Here is a 17,317-nt window from a genome sequence, read left to right as displayed (position 1 = left end):
GCAAAAACGGTGTGTCACGATCTACAGAGCGATAATCCCGGGCCATGCTCAATTCTTAAACACGACCCGGGACAAAGCAAACACCGCCACACCCCAAAAAGCAACAGCCTCAAAAGCGCGTATTTTCGGCGTTTTCTGCGGGTCAGTTACGACAGGGGGTTAGAGCCTGGCCGCTACTTCAGCCACTGTGGGGTACGCGGTTTGCGTGCCCTTCTTCGTGGCCGCTAAGGCTGCAGCCACCGAGGCGTACCGTGCCGCGTCAACGAGGGTGTCGCCGGCGGCCAGCCGGGCGGCAACTCCGCCGGTGAAGGCGTCGCCGGCGCCCGTGGTGTCTACGGCAGTAACGCGAGTGGGGGCAATGCGAACCACCGGCTGGGCCGCGTTGCCAGAATCCAACACCACTGAGCCTGCTGAACCCAACGTGACTAACACCTTGTGCAGCCCGCGGGCGGCAAACCTCGCCACGGCCCCTGCCCATGCATCAACAGGAGCGTCCTGGGCGGGCATGGGGAAGCCGTCCAGGAATTGCGAGGCCTCGTGGGCGTTGACGAGCAGGACGTCGGTCAGCCGCGCCAGTTCCTCGGTGACCGGAGAGTATGGGGAGAGGTTCAGCAGAACTGTTGCCCCGGCGTCGTGTCCTGCCTGCGCGGCGGCCCGGACAGTGTCCATGGAGACCTCCAGGCACAAACAGACCACGCCGGCCCCGGCAAACAGGGACTGCTCCATGTCTGCCGGTGTCAGGGTGCCGTTGGCGCCGGCGGAGATGATGATGGAATTCTCGCCGCTGTTCTCCACGGAGATGACGGCAACGCCCGTCGGTTCGGCAACGCGCCGGACGTGGCTAACGTCGACCCCTGCACCGGCCGTGGAGGCCACCAGCAGGTCGCCGTTGGGGTCCCGGCCCACAGCTCCGAGCAAGGTGACATTGCCGCCGAGCTTGGCCGCGGACACGGCCTGGTTGGCGCTCTTGCCGCCGGGGTTCACGGCAAAGCCGTTGCCATGCAGGGTCTCGCCCGGGGAGGGGAGCCTTTCACAGTAGATGGTGAGATCGGCGTTAAGTGAACCTGCCACCACAATTCGTGCCGAGGTCACGCTGAGACCTCCGCATTAACGGGCTTGGGCACCAGCAGCGAGGCGGCAAACGCGGCCGCCGTGATGGCCAAGGCAACAAAGACCACCGTCAGGTAGGATCCGTGGACGCCCAGCGGGGCCGTGGCCACCAGGACGGCCGGCAGGATCAAGAAGCTTAGCCCGGCGCCGAGGTTGAAGGCACCGGCGTTCATGCCGGGCAGGAATCCGGGGTTTCCCTCGGGGGAGAGCACCACGCCAAGACCGTTGAGCATGATGTTCACGGTACCGGCGTACATGATGCCGAGCAAGACAGTACCGGTGATCATCAGCGGCAAACTGTTCAAGCCCAGGAAGCCAATGATGGCCAGGGCCACGACGCTGCCCAGCAGGCCGATCCGCAGCATTTTGGTGTAGCCGATGACGGGGGCCAGGCGGCCCGTGATGGGGCCAAAGAGCCAGCCCAGCAGGGCGTACGGGGTCAGAATGAGCAGGCTCATCTCCGTGGCACCAATGTCGAAGCCGGGGTCCGCCGCCTGCACGAATGCCGGGACAATGCCGTTGATGACGGCAAAGATGCCTGTCATGGTCAGGGTGGTTGTCAGCAGCGGGGCCCAAGTGGAGCGTTGGCGCAGGTGGACCGTCTCCACCATGGGGTGCGAGGACGCCTTTTCAACTTTCCAGAAAGCCATAAACGAGACAACGGAGATCAAAGCCAGCGCCAGTGAGGCCACCAGCGGGACTGTGGTGATGCCGCCGATGAGCTTGCTGGCCTCATTCAGGGCTGTCAGCAGGGCGCCAACCGCCAGGACGATGAAGAACACGCCCAGCCAGTCCATCTTGGTCCCTTCCCCGGGCTTGGATTCGCCAGCCAGGAGCACAATCAAAACGGTGGCGATGGCTGCAACAACAACCATGAGCCAGAAGATGCTGCGGAAGCCAAAGTGCTCGGCAAAGTAGCCGCCCACAAAGGAATCGACGCCGGCAATGCCGCCGTTGACAGCCGTGATCAGGCCCATCAGGGCGCCGTATTTTTTGGGTTCCTGCACAGCCGAACGGAGCATGATCAGGCACAACGGGACAGTGGGTCCACTGACGCCTTGGATGATGCGGCCAATGAACAGCCAGGTGATGTCCGGCGCCATGGCAGAAATGATGGAACCGACGCCCATCATGACCATCATGCCGATGAGCACCTTCTTGCGCCCGATGATGTCGCTCAGTCGCGGCAGGAACAGTGAGAAGACGGCGGCTGCGGTAAAGAACCAGGTTTGGGACAGGCCAATGGCCGCCTGGCTGGCGTTCAGCTCCTGGCCCATGGTGACTAGGGCGGGGCTGAGCATGGAGGCGTTGAGCTGGAAGGCGATGCAAGCTGTCAGCAGCGCAACCATCAAGGCGGTGATGTTGCCGGACTTGCTCAGCACTTTCGTGGCGGTGGCGCTCATGCGTCGACCTCGCCAATGCGAACCAGTGCGTCGGTGACAAGGTTCCAGAACTTCTTGTGATCAAGGGTGATGGCGACGGAGGTGTTGCAGTCGGCCGGGGCGGGTGCGCGGAAGTCGGCTACGGTCATGCCGAGCGTCAGGGTGCCGGTCAATTCAATGTCCACGGGAACCTTTTGGGTGGTCATGACGGTGGGGTCAATGACGTAGGCGACGGCGCACGGGTCATGGACGGGCGGGTAGTCAAAGCCCTGGGCGTCCTTGTACGTCTTGGTGAAGAACTCCATGAGTTCCATGACGAACTTGGCCGGCTTGGTGCCAACAGCCTCGATGGCTGCGACGACGTCGGGGGTTGCCAGCGCCTGGTGGGTCAAATCAAGCCCCACCATGACCACGGGCCACTTTTCGTTGAACACGATGTGGGCGGCCTCGGGGTCGATCTTGATGTTGAACTCGGCCACCGGGCTCCAGTTGCCCACGTGGTAACCGCCGCCCATGAGGACAACCTCCTTCACGCGTTCCACAATGCGCGGCTCCTTGCGGGCGGCCATGGCGATGTTGGTCAGTCCGGCCGTGGGGACCAGCGTCACTGTGCCAGGTTCGTGGGCCATGATGATCTCAATGATGAGGTCGACGGCGTGGCGCGGGTCAAGCTCGATCGTGGAGTCGGGCTGGGCGGGGCCGTCCATGCCGCTCTCGCCGTGGATGGTCGGCGCGGTTTCGATGGTGCGCACCAGGGGGCGGTCGCAGCCGGCCGCAAACGGGACGCCCGAGATGCCGGCAATGGTGCCAACGCTCAGGGCGTTGCGCGTGACCTTTTCCAGGGTCTGGTTGCCCACCACTGTTGTCACGGCAAGCAGCTCGATGTTGGGGTTGCCGTGGGCCAGCAGCAGGGCGACGGCGTCGTCATGGCCGGGATCGCAGTCAAGGATGATCTTGCGGGGCTCGGTGGCTGCCCGGTCTTGGTGGGCGGGGGATACTTCCGTGTTCACTTTTTCTCCACGTCGTTGGGGGGACAGTTCCGGAAAATAAGCCCGGAAGTCGTGCGCAAGAGTAAGTGTGACATTGAATTCACATTAACGTCAAGCGCTTAACGTGATTCACGTCAAGCGCTTGACCCGTTGCGGTTCCAGCAAAGTATGTTTCGCGGCTATACGATCGATCCATGCAATCGGCAACCACACCCCCGTCCCGCAATGCCGCGTCCCGCCGCGTCACAGCAGCCATGGTCGCCACCCGGGCCGGTGTCTCAGCCGCAACCGTCTCCCTTGTCACCAGCGGCAAGACGGCCGGGCGAGTGTCCACGGAAAACATTGCCAAGGTGGCGGCGGCGGTGGCCGACCTTGGCTATGTGGTGGACGGGCTGGGCAGTTCCCTGGCCAAGGGTCGGAGCAACATTGTGATCCTGGTGGCCCCGGACGTCTCCAACCCCTTCTACGCCAAGGTTATTGCCGGCATTCGGGACGCCATCGGCGGCGAATACCAGTTGCTGCTCTCCGTCACGGAGGCGGGGCAGACCCCGGAACCGGAGGATGTCAGGAACCTGCTGGCCCTGCGCCCGGCAGGGTTGCTCGTGGAGGCGCCCAGTGCGCGGTTCCTAGCAGAGCTGCACTCCACCGGGCCCATGGTGCTCCTGGATACGGCGGGAATTGAAAGCATGGCCCCGTCGGTGAACTTCGATGTCGCCGGCGGAGCCCGCATGCTCGCTGACCACCTGGCCGCGCAGGGACACCGCAGGGTTGCCTATCTGGACAGTGCCACGGGGACGGAGACGTTCCGTGTCCGCCGTCAAGCCTTTTCCCGGCACGCCGCAGCCCTGGGGATCGAGGTTGTGGCAACGAGTGCCAGCACCATCGACGTCGGTGCTGCCGCGCTTGCCTTCGCCCAGGACTGGCCCGAGTGGGCCGCCGGTGGGGTGTCCGCCGCCGTCTGTGCCACGGACACCCACGCCTACGGGGTGTTGCAGGAGGCTCGTGTGGTGGGGGTCCAAGTGCCCCAGGCCCTGGCTGTCACGGGCTTTGACGACCTGCCCTATTCGGCCACGTCAAATCCGGGACTGACAACAGTTCACCTGCCCGCTAGGGAAATGGGGCAGATGGCCGGGAAGCAGTTGCGCCATCTCATGGAGGGGGACGAAGTAGCTGTTGCCCAGCTCACCCTCGATGGCACCTTAGTGGTCCGCGGCTCCACGGTTGCCAGCGCTCGCGGGTGATCTTGGGTGCAATTGCGGCCCTAATCAGCTGACACGGAGGATTCACTCAGATTCAGCCACTAAACTGGTATCTCGTGAGCGCAGAAAATAACCCTACCCCTGAACCCAGTGACGCCTCCGAACAGATGCTTGTTCGTTTGGACAAGCGCGCCAAATTGCTTGAACGAGGCGAACAGGCCTACCCGGTAGGGGTGGCACGGACCCATACGATTGAAGGCATCCGCGCCTCGTACCCTGAGCTGGAACCCGATTCCAGCACGGGTGAAATCGTGGGTATCACCGGTCGCGTGGTGTTTGTGCGCAACACAGGAAAACTTTGCTTTGCCACGTTGCAGTCAGGCGCCGGCACCCGCCTGCAGGTCATGCTGTCCCTGGCCAACGTTGGCGAAGCGTCACTGGCTGACTGGAAAGCACTCGTTGACCTCGGCGACCACGTCTTTGTCAAGGGTGAAGTCATCAGCTCCCGCCGCGGCGAACTTTCCGTCATGGCCGATGAATGGCAGATGGCCTCCAAGGCCCTGCGCCCGCTCCCGGTGCTGCACGCCGAACTTTCCGAGGAAATGCGAGTCCGCCAACGCTACGTTGATTTAATTGTTCGAGACACCGCCCGGCAACAGGTCAAGATGCGTTCGGCGATTGTCAAAGCAATCCGCGACACTCTCCACGGCGAAGAATACATTGAACTTGAAACACCCATTCTGCAGTTGATTCACGGGGGCGCGTCGGCGCGTCCTTTCCACACGCATTTGAATGCTTTTGATCAGCCCATGACATTGCGCATTGCTATTGAGCTCTACCTCAAGCGTGCAGTGGTCGGCGGCATGGACAAGGTGTTTGAAGTGGGACGCATTTTCCGCAATGAGGGCGTTGATTCAACGCACAGCCCAGAATTCACCATGCTGGAAGCCTACGAAGCGTATGGTGACCAATTCACCATGGCCAAGACCATGCAGCGCATTATTCTTGCCGCGGCAGACGCCACAGGGTCACGGGTCATTGAAAGCGTGCGCGGTCGGATTAACCTTGACGGCGAATGGCCCTGGCTTCCTGTTTACGAGGGCCTTTCCGCGGCCGTGGGCCAGGAGATTACCCCCGAAACAACTGCCGATGAATTGCGTGCCATTGCCGGTCAGCGCGAGATCAAGATTGATTCAGCCTGGGATGCCGAGAAGCTCGTTACCGAGCTCTTTGGCGAAATCGTTGAGCCTACACTTATCCAGCCCACCTTTGTTTGTGATTACCCGCCGTCGGCCCAGCCATTGGCGCGTCCGCACCGCGAGAAGCCCAATTTGATTGAGGCTTGGGATCTGGTTATTGATGGCAAGGAAACAGGCACGGCGTTCTCTGAGCTTGTTGACCCTGTCATTCAGCGTGAACGGCTGGTCGCACAGTCGCTGGCTGTCGCAGCGGGAGATCCCGAGGCCATGCAATTGGATGAAGACTTCCTACGCGCCCTGGAATACGGTGCACCGCCCATGGGCGGTCTTGGTTTGGGCGTGGACCGCCTGGTTATGCTCTTCACAGGTGTCGGTATCCGAGAAGCTATTCTCTTCCCCTTGATGAAACCAGAGTAGGAGCGGCAAAGTTATGGAATATATTGCGGTTATCTTGCCTTCATTAGGAGTGGGAGCGCTCTTTTACTTCGCCATGAAGGCAATATTCAATGCGGACCGCTCCGAGCGTGATGCGTTGGCGCAGGCCGAACGTGATGCCGATTCCAAGGGTGATCCCGGGGCCTAATTAAGTGATCTTGGAGTAATTCTTTGACTCGAGTCTGTTTTCGCCCCATAATTGTAATGAAGTATTCATCAAAACTATGTGAGGCGATTACTCCCCATGGCACAGAAAATTCATATCACGCTTGTAGACGATATTGATCAGAGCCCGGCAGATGAGAACCTCATCTTCGGGTTGGACGGGATCAGTTATGAGATTGATCTGTCCGCCGATAACGCCCAAGCTTTGCGCGAAGCGTTGAGTAAGTACATTAGCGCAGGACGCCGCGCCGGTGGACGGGCCGTGCGAGGCCGCGGACCGGCCGCTGCCCCGAAGGGTAACAGTGACGTTGCTGAGATCCGCGCCTGGGCCCGGGAGAACGGCTACGAAGTGCACGAGCGGGGCCGCATTCAGGCCGAAATTCGTGAGGCTTACAAGGCGGCAAAGGCCTAGTCCCCGCCCGCCCGGCATGGGCCCACAAGGTATTTTTTGGGGCGTTTAGCACCCCAGCACGACGGCGAGATCACCACACCAGGTGATCTCGCCGTCGTGCTTAAGGCACACATTCGCAGCGAAGTACACACACTTGCTATTTCCCCTGTGGCGAACAAGCCCCCATAGCGGCCAGGTACTGCGTAGCATCAAAGTACGCAGTAAAAGGAGTGTGGCGAAATGTTTGAGCGATTTACTGATCGAGCCCGACGTGTTGTTGTGCTGGCCCAAGAAGAGGCCCGCATGCTCAACCACAATTACATTGGCACTGAGCATATTCTGCTTGGCCTCATCCACGAGGGTGAGGGTGTTGCCGCCAAGGCATTAGAGTCCTTGAACATCTCTCTCGATGGTGTCCGGGAGCAGGTCCAAGAGATCATTGGACAGGGGCAGCAAGCCCCTAGCGGGCACATTCCGTTTACGCCGCGCGCCAAGAAAGTCCTGGAACTTTCACTGCGTGAGGCCCTGCAATTGGGTCACAACTACATTGGCACCGAGCACATTCTGCTGGGGCTGATCCGTGAAGGTGAAGGCGTTGCAGCGCAGGTGCTGGTGAAGTTGGGTGCTGACTTGGCCCGTGTGCGCCAGCAGGTCATCCAGCTGTTGTCCGGCTACCAGGGCAAAGAACCCGCGGTCAGTGGCGGCCAGCAACAAGAAGGCCAGCCCGCCGGCTCAGTGGTTTTGGACCAGTTTGGCCGGAACCTGACTCAGGCTGCGCGTGAAAACAAACTCGACCCCGTCATTGGGCGCGAGCATGAGATGGAACGCGTCATGCAGATCCTCTCCCGCCGCACCAAGAACAACCCTGTGCTCATTGGTGAGCCCGGCGTGGGCAAGACGGCCGTGGTGGAAGGTCTGGCGCAGGCCATTGTGCGCGGTGACGTGCCCGAGACCATCAAGGACAAGCAGCTGTATACCCTTGACCTTGGTTCACTGGTGGCAGGTTCACGCTACCGTGGTGACTTTGAGGAGCGCCTGAAGAAGGTTCTCAAGGAAATCCGCACCCGCGGCGACATCATCTTGTTCATCGATGAGATCCACACCCTTGTTGGTGCCGGTGCTGCCGAAGGTGCCATCGATGCCGCGTCCATCCTCAAGCCCATGCTGGCTCGCGGGGAACTGCAGACCATTGGTGCCACAACTCTTGATGAGTACCGCAAGCACATTGAAAAGGATGCCGCCCTGGAACGCCGTTTCCAGCCCATCCAGGTGCAGGAACCAACTGTTCCGCTGACCATTGAGATCCTCAAGGGCCTGCGTGACAGGTACGAGGCACACCACCGTGTCTCCATCACCGACGGCGCCCTGACAGCTGCAGCAACCCTGGCTGACAGGTACATCAGTGACAGGTTCCTGCCTGACAAGGCCATTGACTTGATCGATGAGGCTGGTGCGCGTCTGCGCATTCGCCGCATGACTGCTCCGCCGGAGCTCAAGGCCATGGACGTTGAAATTGCTGTGGTCAAGAAGCGTAAGGAAGACGCCATTGACGCCCAGGACTTTGAAGGTGCTGCGGCCCTGCGCGACGACGAGCAGAAGCTCATTGTTGCCCGGGCCGACAAGGAACGCCTGTGGAAGAGCGGCGGCTTGGATGAGATCTCCGAGGTGGATGAGGAACTCATCGCCGAGGTGCTTGCCAACTCCACGGGCATCCCGGTCTTCAAGCTGACGGAGGCCGAGTCCACGCGTCTGCTGAAGATGGAAGAGGAAATCCACAAGCGTGTTGTTGGTCAGAATGAGGCCATCAAGTCCATTTCGCAGGCCATTCGACGGACCCGTTCGGGGCTGAAGGATCCCAAGCGTCCCGGCGGCTCATTCATCTTTGCCGGCCCCACAGGTGTTGGTAAGACTGAACTGGCCAAGGCCCTTGCCGAGTTCCTCTTCGGAGACGAAGACGCACTCATCACCTTGGACATGTCCGAGTACTCGGAAAAGCACACTGTGTCCCGTTTGTTCGGTGCACCTCCCGGCTATGTTGGCTACGAGGAAGGTGGGCAGCTGACCGAGAAGGTCCGCCGTCGCCCGTTCTCCGTGGTGCTCTTCGACGAGGTTGAAAAGGCGCACGCTGACCTGTTCAACTCCTTGTTGCAGATCCTCGAAGATGGCCGTCTGACCGACAGCCAGGGCCGTGTGGTGGACTTCAAGAACACCATCATCATCATGACCACCAACTTGGGGACGCGTGATATTTCCAAGTCGATCGCCACTGGCTTCCAGCAGGGTTCGGACACCCAAACCGGCTACAACCGGATGCGGGCACGGGTCACCCAAGAGCTCAAGCAGCACTTCCGCCCCGAGTTCTTGAACCGTGTGGATGACGTTGTGGTATTCCCGCAGCTCACCCAGGACGAGATCATCGAGATTGTTGACCTGATGGTGGCACGTTTGGAGAGCCGCCTGGCTGATAAGGGCATGGGCCTTGAGCTCACAGCCGCAGCCAAGGTTCTGCTTGCCACCAAGGGCTACGATCCCGCCATGGGTGCACGGCCCTTGCGCCGCACCATCCAGCGCGAGATCGAGGATCACCTCTCGGAGAAGATCCTGTTCGGCGAACTCAAGGACGGCGACATCGTCACCGTGGGTGTTGAGGGAGAGGGCGACGACGCCAAGTTCACCTTCGTGGGCACGGCCAAGCCGCACATCCCGGACGCCATCACGGCCTCCGCCTAAGGAACTACCTGAAGGGGCGCATAAGCTGAACAGCTTATGCGCCCCTTTTGGTACGCCCAGCCGCTCTGGGCCGCTGCGTGCCAGGCAGCCCGGCACCGCCAGGCGGTTGTTGGTGGTGCTCGTCGCGGCGGTGGCGCCAACGGCCATAGACTATTCTGGTGACTTCAGCGCTAACAATCCGTCCCGCACGCACCTCAGACGTCTACGCCATCAAGGAACTGGTGGCGCCGCTGGCCGAGCAGCGAATCTTGATTTCCAAGGAATCCGTCACCTACTTTGAGGGCATTCAGGAGTTCCTCATAGCTGAGATCGACGGCGAGAGCGTTGGCTGTGGTGCCCTCCACGTCATGTGGGAAGACCTGGCCGAAATCCGCACACTTGCCAGCGCCGACGCGTGGCGTGGCCGGGGGATTGGCCACGCCCTGGTGGAGCAGCTTTTGGACAGGGCCCGTGCGCTGGGGGTGAGCCGCGTATTTTGCCTGACCTTTGAGGTGGACTTCTTTGTCCGTCACGGCTTTGAAGTCATGGCCAACCAGGGCGCCGTGGACCCGGTTGTTTACTCCGAACTGCTGCGCTCCGCCGATGAGGGCGTTGCCGAATTCCTCGACCTGGCCAGGGTCAAACCCAATACGTTGGGCAATACGCGCATGATCCGCAACCTCTAAGTCACGCACAGCTGCACGGGCTCCGCCCGGGGCGGGCAATTGTTGCCTCGGCGCCGTTCCCGGAGCAGCCACACCGCACCGACCCCTAGCAACAGGCAATGCCCCCGGGTAGGGTTCAAGGACAGGCGCGCGAGGTTTCCGGGCGCCTGTCATGTTCGCTGTGTGATTTTCGAAAGGGTTGGCCATGAAGAAGCTCATCAATGATCCCAAGACTGTAGTCAATGAATCACTGGAAGGATTTGGGCAGGCGCACGCGGCCCATGTCACAGTTCACCCCGACCCCTTGTTTGTCACGCGCAAGGAGGCGCCCAGGGCCGGCAAGGTTGGCTTGATCTCCGGCGGCGGCAGCGGCCACGAGCCCTTGCATGCAGGCTATGTCGGATACGGGATGTTGGATGCGGCGGTGCCCGGGGCCATGTTCACCTCCCCCACACCAGATGCGATCATTCCCGCCACGCTGGCAGCCGACTCGGGCGCCGGCGTGGTGCATATTGTGAAGAACTACACAGGCGATGTCCTCAACTTTGAAACGGCCGCCGAGATGGCGCAGGCCGAAGGTGTTGAGGTCCGCACCGTGCTGGTGAACGACGACGTCGCGGTCGAAGACTCGCTGTACACGGCCGGGCGCCGCGGCGTGGGCGGCACTGTCCTGGTGGAAAAGATTGCCGGCGCCGCTGCCGAGCGTGGGGACGGCCTTGACGCGGTTGCCGCCATTGGCCAGCGCGTCAACGACAACGTGCGCAGCATGGGTGTGGCCCTCTCAGCGTGCACCGTTCCGCACGCAGGAGTGCCCAGTTTTGAGCTGACCGAGGACGAGATTGAGATCGGCATTGGCATCCACGGTGAACCGGGCCGCCACAAGATTCCCATGGAGGGCGCCGACGGCATCACCGACAGGCTGCTTCAACCCATTCTCAGCGACCTTGCACCTGTCGCCGGGGACAAGGTGCTCTTGTTCGTCAACGGCATGGGCGGCACCCCTGCCAGCGAGCTGTATATCGTGTACAGGCATGCCGCCAAGGTGCTCGAAGGTGCCGGGCTGGTGGTGGAGCGTTCGCTGGTGGGCAACTACATCACTGCCCTGGAAATGCAGGGTTGCTCCATTTCGGTGCTGCGCCTGGACGACGAGATGACAGCCCTGTGGGATGCACCCGTCAACACGCCTGCTCTTCGCTGGGGGATGTAAGTGGCGGACTCGACGGTTCTCAACGTTGACTGGGCCATTGCCTGGTTGCGCAGCAGCGCAGCGATCGTGGCGGAAAATCGGATGGCTTTGATTGAGCTGGACAGGGTCATTGGCGACGGCGATCACGGCGAGAATATGGACCGTGGCTTCAGCGCAATTCTTCAAGCCCTGGAGGCACAGACGCCAGCAACCCCGGGCGCTGCCTTCAAATTGGCTGCCATGACCTTGATGTCCAAGGTGGGGGGCGCCGCCGGGCCGCTGTACGGTACGGCGTTCTTGCGCGCGGCCACGACTGTTGGCGACGCCGCCGAACTGGATTCGGCAACACTTAGCGCAGCCCTGAGCGCCGCCCGTGACGGGGTGGTTGCCCGCGGTAAGGCCGAGGTGGGCGATAAAACAATGATTGACGCCTGGACCCCGGCAGTCGACGCCGCCGCAGCAGCAGTTGCGGCTGGGGCTGATCCGGCCGCTGTGCTGGATGCTGCCGCAACTGCCGCCGAGGCCGGGGCCGTGAGCACCGATCCCTTGATTGCGCGCAAGGGCCGTGCCAGCTACCTGGGGGAGCGGGCCATGGGGCACCGTGACCCGGGGGCGGCGTCCTCGGCACTGATCTTGCGGGCCGCGGCCGCCACGGCAGCCGGAGCCAGCGCATGAGGGTCGGCTTGGTGATTGTCTCGCACAGCGCCCAATTGGCGGGCGGTGTGGTTGAGCTCGCAGCCCAAATGGCCCCCGACGTGGTGCTGATTCCCGCCGGCGGAATGGACGACGGCGGCATTGGGACTTCCCTGGACAAGGTCATGTCGGCGCTGGTGCTGGCTGATACGGGGGCAGGGGCAGTGGTTCTCACCGACCTGGGCTCGGCCGTCATGACGGCCGAGTCGGCCTTGGAGTTCATGGGTAGCCCGGAGAACGTCCTGCTGGCCAATGCGCCACTCGTGGAGGGCACCATTGCCGCAGCTGTTGCTGCGCAGTCAGGGGCGGCGCTGGAGGTTGTGTGCAAGGCCGCCGAGACGGCGCTGCAGCCCGCGGAAGCCATCGCAGCCACATCCGCCGCCCCCGGCGGGGAGGCTGGCGCAGTCACGGCCGTGGCCACCCTGATCAACCCGCTGGGCCTTCATGCCAGGCCGGCAGCAGTGCTGGCCGGGGAACTCGGTGCCATGGATGTGGAGATCGAGATCAACGGTGTGGACGGGCAATCTGTCATGATGCTGATGACTCTTGGCGCGGCCCAGGGCACCGAGCTGCACGTCACAGCCACGGGGCCCGATGCGCGGCGCGCAGTGGATTTGGTAAGCAGAGAAGTTGAGGCCGGGTTCGGCGAGATGTAAGCGACGGCCGGACCCCCTGGCCCGACCCGTCAGTGGGGGAGGTGGTAGCCGGTTTCGGAGAGTTGGGCGAGGCCGTCGCTCACCAGGGACGCCAGTGCCCGTTCCAGCTGCGGGGCATGGGTGTTGAGTTCGTGTAATTTGTGCAGGGCTGGTGCCGTTTCGCCATGGTGTTGTGCCGCCACGGGGTCCCAGAACAAATCCGCGTGGACGGGGGAGCTGGCGGCACGCAGCACAGCCATGACAGCGCCGCGCACCTGCCTGTCGGTCCCCGCCCACGGCTGGCCCTTGGGAATGTAGCTGGGTTCGGGCTGGCCGGCAGCAATCCATGCGCACCGATCCAGTACGGGGCAGAGCTCACATTTGGGGCTGCGGGCCGTGCAAATGACGGCACCAAGTTCCATGACGGCAGCATTCCACAGCACGGATTCCTCGGCATCGTCCGGGAGCAGCTCCGTGGCCAGGGCTGTTTCGGCTGCCGTGAGCGCCGGGGCGGGAAGCGCCTGACCAATGACAAGACGGGCATGTACCCGGCGGATGTTGGTGTCGACAACTGTTGTTCGCCGGCCAAAGGCGAAAGCTGCAACGGCGGCAGCTGTGTACGTCCCCACGCCGGGAAGCGCCAGAAGTTCCGGGTAAGTGTCCGGGACGGCGCCGTCGTGCTTGTCAAGAATTTCCGCGGCGGCCGCGTGCAGTCGCAGGGCCCGGCGCGGGTATCCCAGCCGCCCCCACGCCCGCAGGACCTCGGCGGCGGGAGCTGCCGCAAAATCGGCAGGCGTTGGCCAACGCCTCATCCATTCCTCCCAGACAGGCTGCACGCGGACCACCGGCGTTTGCTGGAGCATGATCTCACTGACCAGGATGCCCCACGCCGAGCAGTCCCTGCGCCACGGCAGATCCCTGGCCTGTTGCCGGAACCATTGCGTGATTTCTTGCTGCACCACATCTCCCTTTGCACTCCGCTGCGCCGCTGGCTTCCCCAAAGCGGCAGTTCCACTCTAAGTCACGCCGTGCGGTTCACAGGCGGACCGGCGGCGTGGTTGGCGCCAAGGGCCCCGGGCCTTCGATACTCTTGGGAGGTGGTTGTGCAAGGGAAGTCAACAGGCGGCAGGGGCCCCGCAGCTGTGCCCGCTGCCAAGCCCCGCGTTTCGGCCAAGGTGTTCCGCAGGCGCCGCCAAGTCGCGGGCGTTTTGGTCTTGCTGATCATCGCAGGGCTGATAACCGGCGGAATTTTCGTTTCCCGGCTGATGAGCGGCGGCCCGGCGCCAACTGCCGGCGCCGGGCCGACCAGCAGCAGCTCAGCGAAACCCAAGGCGGCAGTGGATCCGGGCACCCCGCCGGCCGCCGTCTGCGATGAGGGCGGTATCAAGGTGACGGCCGCTGTCGACAAGAAGTCCTACGGGTCGGAGGAATCCCCCGTGCTGACCTTGCGTGTGACAAATTCCGGCAAGTCATCGTGCGACATCAACGTGGGCACCAGCCAGATGGAGTTCCAGATCTCCAGCGGTGAAGACGTCGTCTTTAACTCCATGCACTGCCAGCTGAAAGCCACCGATCTGGTGAAGAATCTGGCCCCGGCCGCTTCGGAGTCGGCCAATTTTGTGTGGAAAGTAAAACGCAGCGCCCCCGGATGCGCCAAAGCTGCCGCTGAGCCGGGCCGGGCGGGTGGGACCTATTCGTTCGTGGCAAAACTTGGCAAATGGTCTAGCGACGCCGTGACGTTTACGCTGCAATAGTTTCACCCACCGTGTTGCCGTGCCGGCCGGGCATTGCCGCCGGTGGCCTGTGTGGCTAAAGGAAGCGGTCCAACAGGCTGGCCTCGGCGATGCGGGACAGGCCTTCGCGAACGTTCCGCGCCCGCAGTTCGCCAATGCCGTCAACAACCATGAGCTCATCAATGGTGGCCGCCATCAGGTCTTGCAGTCCACCAAAGTGGTCCACCAGGCGCCCGGCCACGGCACCGGGCACAGCCTTCAAACCGGACACCAGACGGTATCCGCGCGGTTGAATGATGACATCAAGGGAATCGTTGCCGCCAGTGGGCAGGCCAACAATGTTGGCGATGAGGTTCAAGTTGATCAAGTCAGCCTGATCGATCTCTTGCAGTGCAGTTACCGCGGCGTCCACATCCGTTGTCTCCGGGGCTGTGTAATCCCGAATGACCATGTCAGCACCGGAGCCTCGGGTGGTGGAGAGCTCCTCCAGCTGCAAAGAGAGCAGGCGCCCGTCCACGCCCAATTCCAGCACGTACTGGGCGATTTCCTCGGAGATGCGGCGCACCATCTCGTGACGCTGCAATGTGACGGCAACATCGCGCACGGTAACCATGGCTTCGATCTCCAACGCCGAGAGGGAGCTTGTCACCTGGTCGAGGCGCGCACGGTAACGTTCCAAAGTAGCCAGGGCCTGATTGGCGCGGGCCAGAACCTTCTCCGAACCTTCCAAAACGTAGCGCAGCCCGTCAACATACAGGGCAATGATTTGCATTGACTGGCTGACCGAAACAACTGGTACACCGGTTTGGATGGCTACCCGCTCAGCCGTTCGGTGGCGGGTGCCTGATTCTTGGGTTTCAATGCTGGGGTCCGGCACCAGCTGAACGGCTGCCCGAACAATCTTGGTGACGTCCTTGTCACACACAATGGCGCCATCCATTTTGGCAAGCTCACGCAAACTTGTGGGGGCAAAGTCGATGCCGATCTCGAAGCCGCCGGAGCACAGGCTCTCGATGATTTTGTCCGAGCCCAACACAATAAGGGCCCCTGTGCGGCCTCGAAGAATCCGTTCCAGTCCATCACGCAGCGGCGTTCCCGGCGCGACACGGGCAAGAGTGGCCTTCAAGGACTCTTCGGGACTGCGGGTCATGGGCGGTTCCTTCTTTTCGAGCGCGGGAATCCGCACAAGTCACAATGCCCATAATAGGGGAAGTACCTGCCAATTCCGGTTGGGCTGGCCTTTTGGACAGCTCTTTGTGGCCTATGCGCCGTTTTCGCGGGATTTCGGGGCCACAATGCGGTCGCGGAGGCCGTTGTGGACATTCGATTGCGGCCGACCAGGGGCGTATGTCCACAACGGCCCCCGCGGTGGCGGGGCCTGATTTAGCCGTGCAGCAACAGCTCCGTGGCCTCGGCGATGTGCTCAATTTCCTTCACGGTGAAGTCCGGGGGGATGGGGCCGGGGCCGGTGGCACTCAGGGGGACAAGGGCGTGGGTGTAGCCGAGCCGGCTGGCCTCCTGAATGCGCTGATTGATGCCGGGCACCGGGCGTACCTCCCCTGCCAGCCCGACCTCGCCGAAAGCCACCATCTTGCCGTGGACTGGCTTGTTGATCTTGGCGGACACAATGGACAAGGCCACAGCCAAATCCATGGCCGGTTCGGAGAGTTTGGCGCCACCCACAGTCGCCACGTAGCTGTCATCGGCATCCATCCGCAGACCGGCCCTTTGCTGCAGCACAGCCAGCAGCATGCCAATGCGGGTGGAGTCCAGGCCGCTGACTGTCCGCCGGGGCGACGAGCCAAGGGCCGGGGTCAGCAGGGCCTGCACCTCCGCCAACAGCGGCCGGCGGCCCTCCATGGTCACCGTGATGCAGGTGCCAGAAACCGGTTGTGAGGTGCGGGAGGTGAACAACCCGCTGGGATCGGCCAGGCCTTCAATGCCATTGTCCGTCAGGTCAAAGCAGCCCACCTCATCAGTCTGGCCGTACCTGTTCTTCACAGCGCGCAAAAGACGCAGCCGGGAGTGGCGCTCACCGTCGAACTGGCACACAACATCCACCAGGTGCTCAAGCAGGCGAGGCCCAGCGATGGAGCCGTCCTTGGTCACGTGACCCACCAGCAAGGTGGTCATGTTGAGGCGCTTGGCTGCGGCAATGAGCGACGCCGCGACCTCGCGCACCTGCGACACCCCGCCAGCACTCCCCTCAACCATGGCGCTGCTGAAGGTCTGCACCGAATCGACAATCAACAGGGCAGGCTGCACGGCCTCCACATGCCCTAGCGCCGTGCCAAGGTCTGTTTCGGCACCCAAATACAGGGTTTCGGCGACGGCGCCAATACGTTCGGCACGCAGTTTCACCTGGGCGGCAGATTCCTCGCCCGTCAGGTACAGGACTTTTTGTGGTTCGCGGCCGTGCTCGTTGCGGGCAAACTTTGCCGCGACGTCCAGCAGCAGCGTGGATTTTCCGACGCCGGGTTCCCCCGCCAGCAAGATCACGGCCCCTGGCACCATGCCGCCGCCCAGCACGCGGTCAAGCTCCGGCACACCCGTGAGATTGTGGGCGGCCTTGGAGGCGTCGACCTCGGAGATCAGCTGCGCCGGACGGACAACTGTGGTGGCGGCGGTTGTCCTGATGACGACAGTCCCAATTTCCTCCAGGGTGCCCCAGGCCTGGCATTCGCCGCAACGACCCACCCATTTGACGGCAGTCCAGCCGCACTCGGTGCAGCGGAAATTTTGCCCTGAGTTCGTCTTCGCGCTCTTTGATGCCATGAGACAACCCTAGCGCCGGGCACTGACATGGTACCCACGGCGCCGGCGCAG

16 protein-coding genes are annotated in these 17,317 nt (G+C 62.4%); 10 read left to right on the top strand and 6 right to left on the bottom strand.

Annotated features, from left to right (window positions below; all coding sequences use genetic code 11):
* Nucleotides 1-159: 159 nt before the first annotated feature.
* From ACX80E_RS11010 to uriH, 3 genes are read right to left on the bottom strand one after another with little or no spacing between them, the layout of a single operon-like run.
* On the bottom strand, nucleotides 160-1,092 hold the full coding sequence (locus ACX80E_RS11010; RefSeq protein WP_459301974.1) for a ribokinase: 933 nt from the start codon (nucleotides 1,090-1,092) through the stop codon (nucleotides 160-162).
* Nucleotides 1,089-2,513, bottom strand: a complete 1,425-nt coding sequence (gene uriT / locus ACX80E_RS11005) for a uridine transporter UriT (protein WP_459301972.1) — start codon at nucleotides 2,511-2,513, stop codon at nucleotides 1,089-1,091. The genes ACX80E_RS11010 and uriT overlap by 4 nt, the downstream gene beginning before the upstream one ends.
* The gene (gene uriH / locus ACX80E_RS11000) at nucleotides 2,510-3,502 is read right to left on the bottom strand and encodes a uridine-preferring nucleoside hydrolase UriH (protein WP_459301971.1); all 993 of its coding nucleotides are present in this window, start codon (nucleotides 3,500-3,502) and stop codon (nucleotides 2,510-2,512) included. The genes uriT and uriH overlap by 4 nt, the downstream gene beginning before the upstream one ends.
* Nucleotides 3,503-3,675: 173 nt before the next feature.
* Between uriH and ACX80E_RS10995 the strand changes: the two genes are divergently transcribed.
* From ACX80E_RS10995 to dhaM, 9 genes are all read left to right on the top strand, one after another.
* Entirely contained in the window at nucleotides 3,676-4,722 is a 1,047-nt protein-coding gene (locus ACX80E_RS10995; RefSeq protein WP_459301969.1) for a LacI family DNA-binding transcriptional regulator, read from the top strand.
* Between the two features lie 74 nt (nucleotides 4,723-4,796).
* Nucleotides 4,797-6,296, top strand: coding sequence for a lysine--tRNA ligase (gene lysS, locus ACX80E_RS10990; RefSeq protein WP_459301968.1), 1,500 nt, complete (start codon nucleotides 4,797-4,799; stop codon nucleotides 6,294-6,296).
* A gap of 34 nt (nucleotides 6,297-6,330) precedes the next feature.
* Entirely contained in the window at nucleotides 6,331-6,462 is a 132-nt protein-coding gene (locus tag ACX80E_RS10985) for a hypothetical protein (RefSeq protein WP_459301967.1), read from the top strand.
* Nucleotides 6,463-6,558: 96 nt separating this feature from the next.
* A complete protein-coding gene (locus ACX80E_RS10980; RefSeq protein WP_459301966.1) occupies nucleotides 6,559-6,891 on the top strand; it encodes a histone-like nucleoid-structuring protein Lsr2 in 333 nt (110 codons plus the stop codon).
* 219 nt (nucleotides 6,892-7,110) lie between these two features.
* Nucleotides 7,111-9,600, top strand: coding sequence for an ATP-dependent Clp protease ATP-binding subunit (locus ACX80E_RS10975; RefSeq protein WP_459301965.1), 2,490 nt, complete (start codon nucleotides 7,111-7,113; stop codon nucleotides 9,598-9,600).
* Between the two features lie 158 nt (nucleotides 9,601-9,758).
* Nucleotides 9,759-10,265, top strand: a complete 507-nt coding sequence (locus ACX80E_RS10970) for an amino-acid N-acetyltransferase (RefSeq protein ID WP_459301964.1) — start codon at nucleotides 9,759-9,761, stop codon at nucleotides 10,263-10,265.
* A gap of 184 nt (nucleotides 10,266-10,449) precedes the next feature.
* On the top strand, nucleotides 10,450-11,451 hold the full coding sequence (gene dhaK, locus ACX80E_RS10965; RefSeq protein ID WP_459301963.1) for a dihydroxyacetone kinase subunit DhaK: 1,002 nt from the start codon (nucleotides 10,450-10,452) through the stop codon (nucleotides 11,449-11,451).
* The gene (gene dhaL / locus ACX80E_RS10960; RefSeq protein ID WP_459301962.1) at nucleotides 11,452-12,105 is read left to right on the top strand and encodes a dihydroxyacetone kinase subunit DhaL; all 654 of its coding nucleotides are present in this window, start codon (nucleotides 11,452-11,454) and stop codon (nucleotides 12,103-12,105) included.
* A complete protein-coding gene (dhaM, locus tag ACX80E_RS10955) occupies nucleotides 12,102-12,779 on the top strand; it encodes a dihydroxyacetone kinase phosphoryl donor subunit DhaM (protein ID WP_459301961.1) in 678 nt (225 codons plus the stop codon). The genes dhaL and dhaM overlap by 4 nt, the downstream gene beginning before the upstream one ends.
* A 29-nt stretch (nucleotides 12,780-12,808) precedes the next feature.
* Here dhaM and ACX80E_RS10950 read toward each other — a convergent pair whose 3' ends face one another.
* Nucleotides 12,809-13,720 (bottom strand): A/G-specific adenine glycosylase, encoded by a 912-nt coding sequence (locus ACX80E_RS10950; protein WP_459301960.1) that lies wholly within the window; start codon nucleotides 13,718-13,720, stop codon nucleotides 12,809-12,811.
* A 135-nt stretch (nucleotides 13,721-13,855) separates the two neighbouring features.
* Between ACX80E_RS10950 and ACX80E_RS10945 the strand changes: the two genes are divergently transcribed.
* Complete coding sequence (locus tag ACX80E_RS10945) at nucleotides 13,856-14,512, top strand: hypothetical protein (protein WP_459301959.1); 657 nt, start codon at nucleotides 13,856-13,858, stop codon at nucleotides 14,510-14,512.
* Nucleotides 14,513-14,567: 55 nt separating this feature from the next.
* On the opposite strand, the gene disA is transcribed toward ACX80E_RS10945, so the two are convergent.
* Nucleotides 14,568-15,641: a DNA integrity scanning diadenylate cyclase DisA gene (disA, locus tag ACX80E_RS10940; RefSeq protein ID WP_459301958.1), complete on the bottom strand. Its 1,074-nt coding sequence runs from the start codon at nucleotides 15,639-15,641 to the stop codon at nucleotides 14,568-14,570.
* 233 nt (nucleotides 15,642-15,874) lie between these two features.
* Nucleotides 15,875-17,266, bottom strand: coding sequence for a DNA repair protein RadA (gene radA, locus ACX80E_RS10935; protein WP_459301957.1), 1,392 nt, complete (start codon nucleotides 17,264-17,266; stop codon nucleotides 15,875-15,877).
* Between the last annotated feature and the right edge of the window lie 51 nt (nucleotides 17,267-17,317).

The organism is Arthrobacter sp. TMN-49, assembly GCF_054511095.1.
The sequence above is the reverse complement of the archived record's forward strand: the minus strand, read 5'-3'. Positions and strand labels throughout refer to the sequence as shown.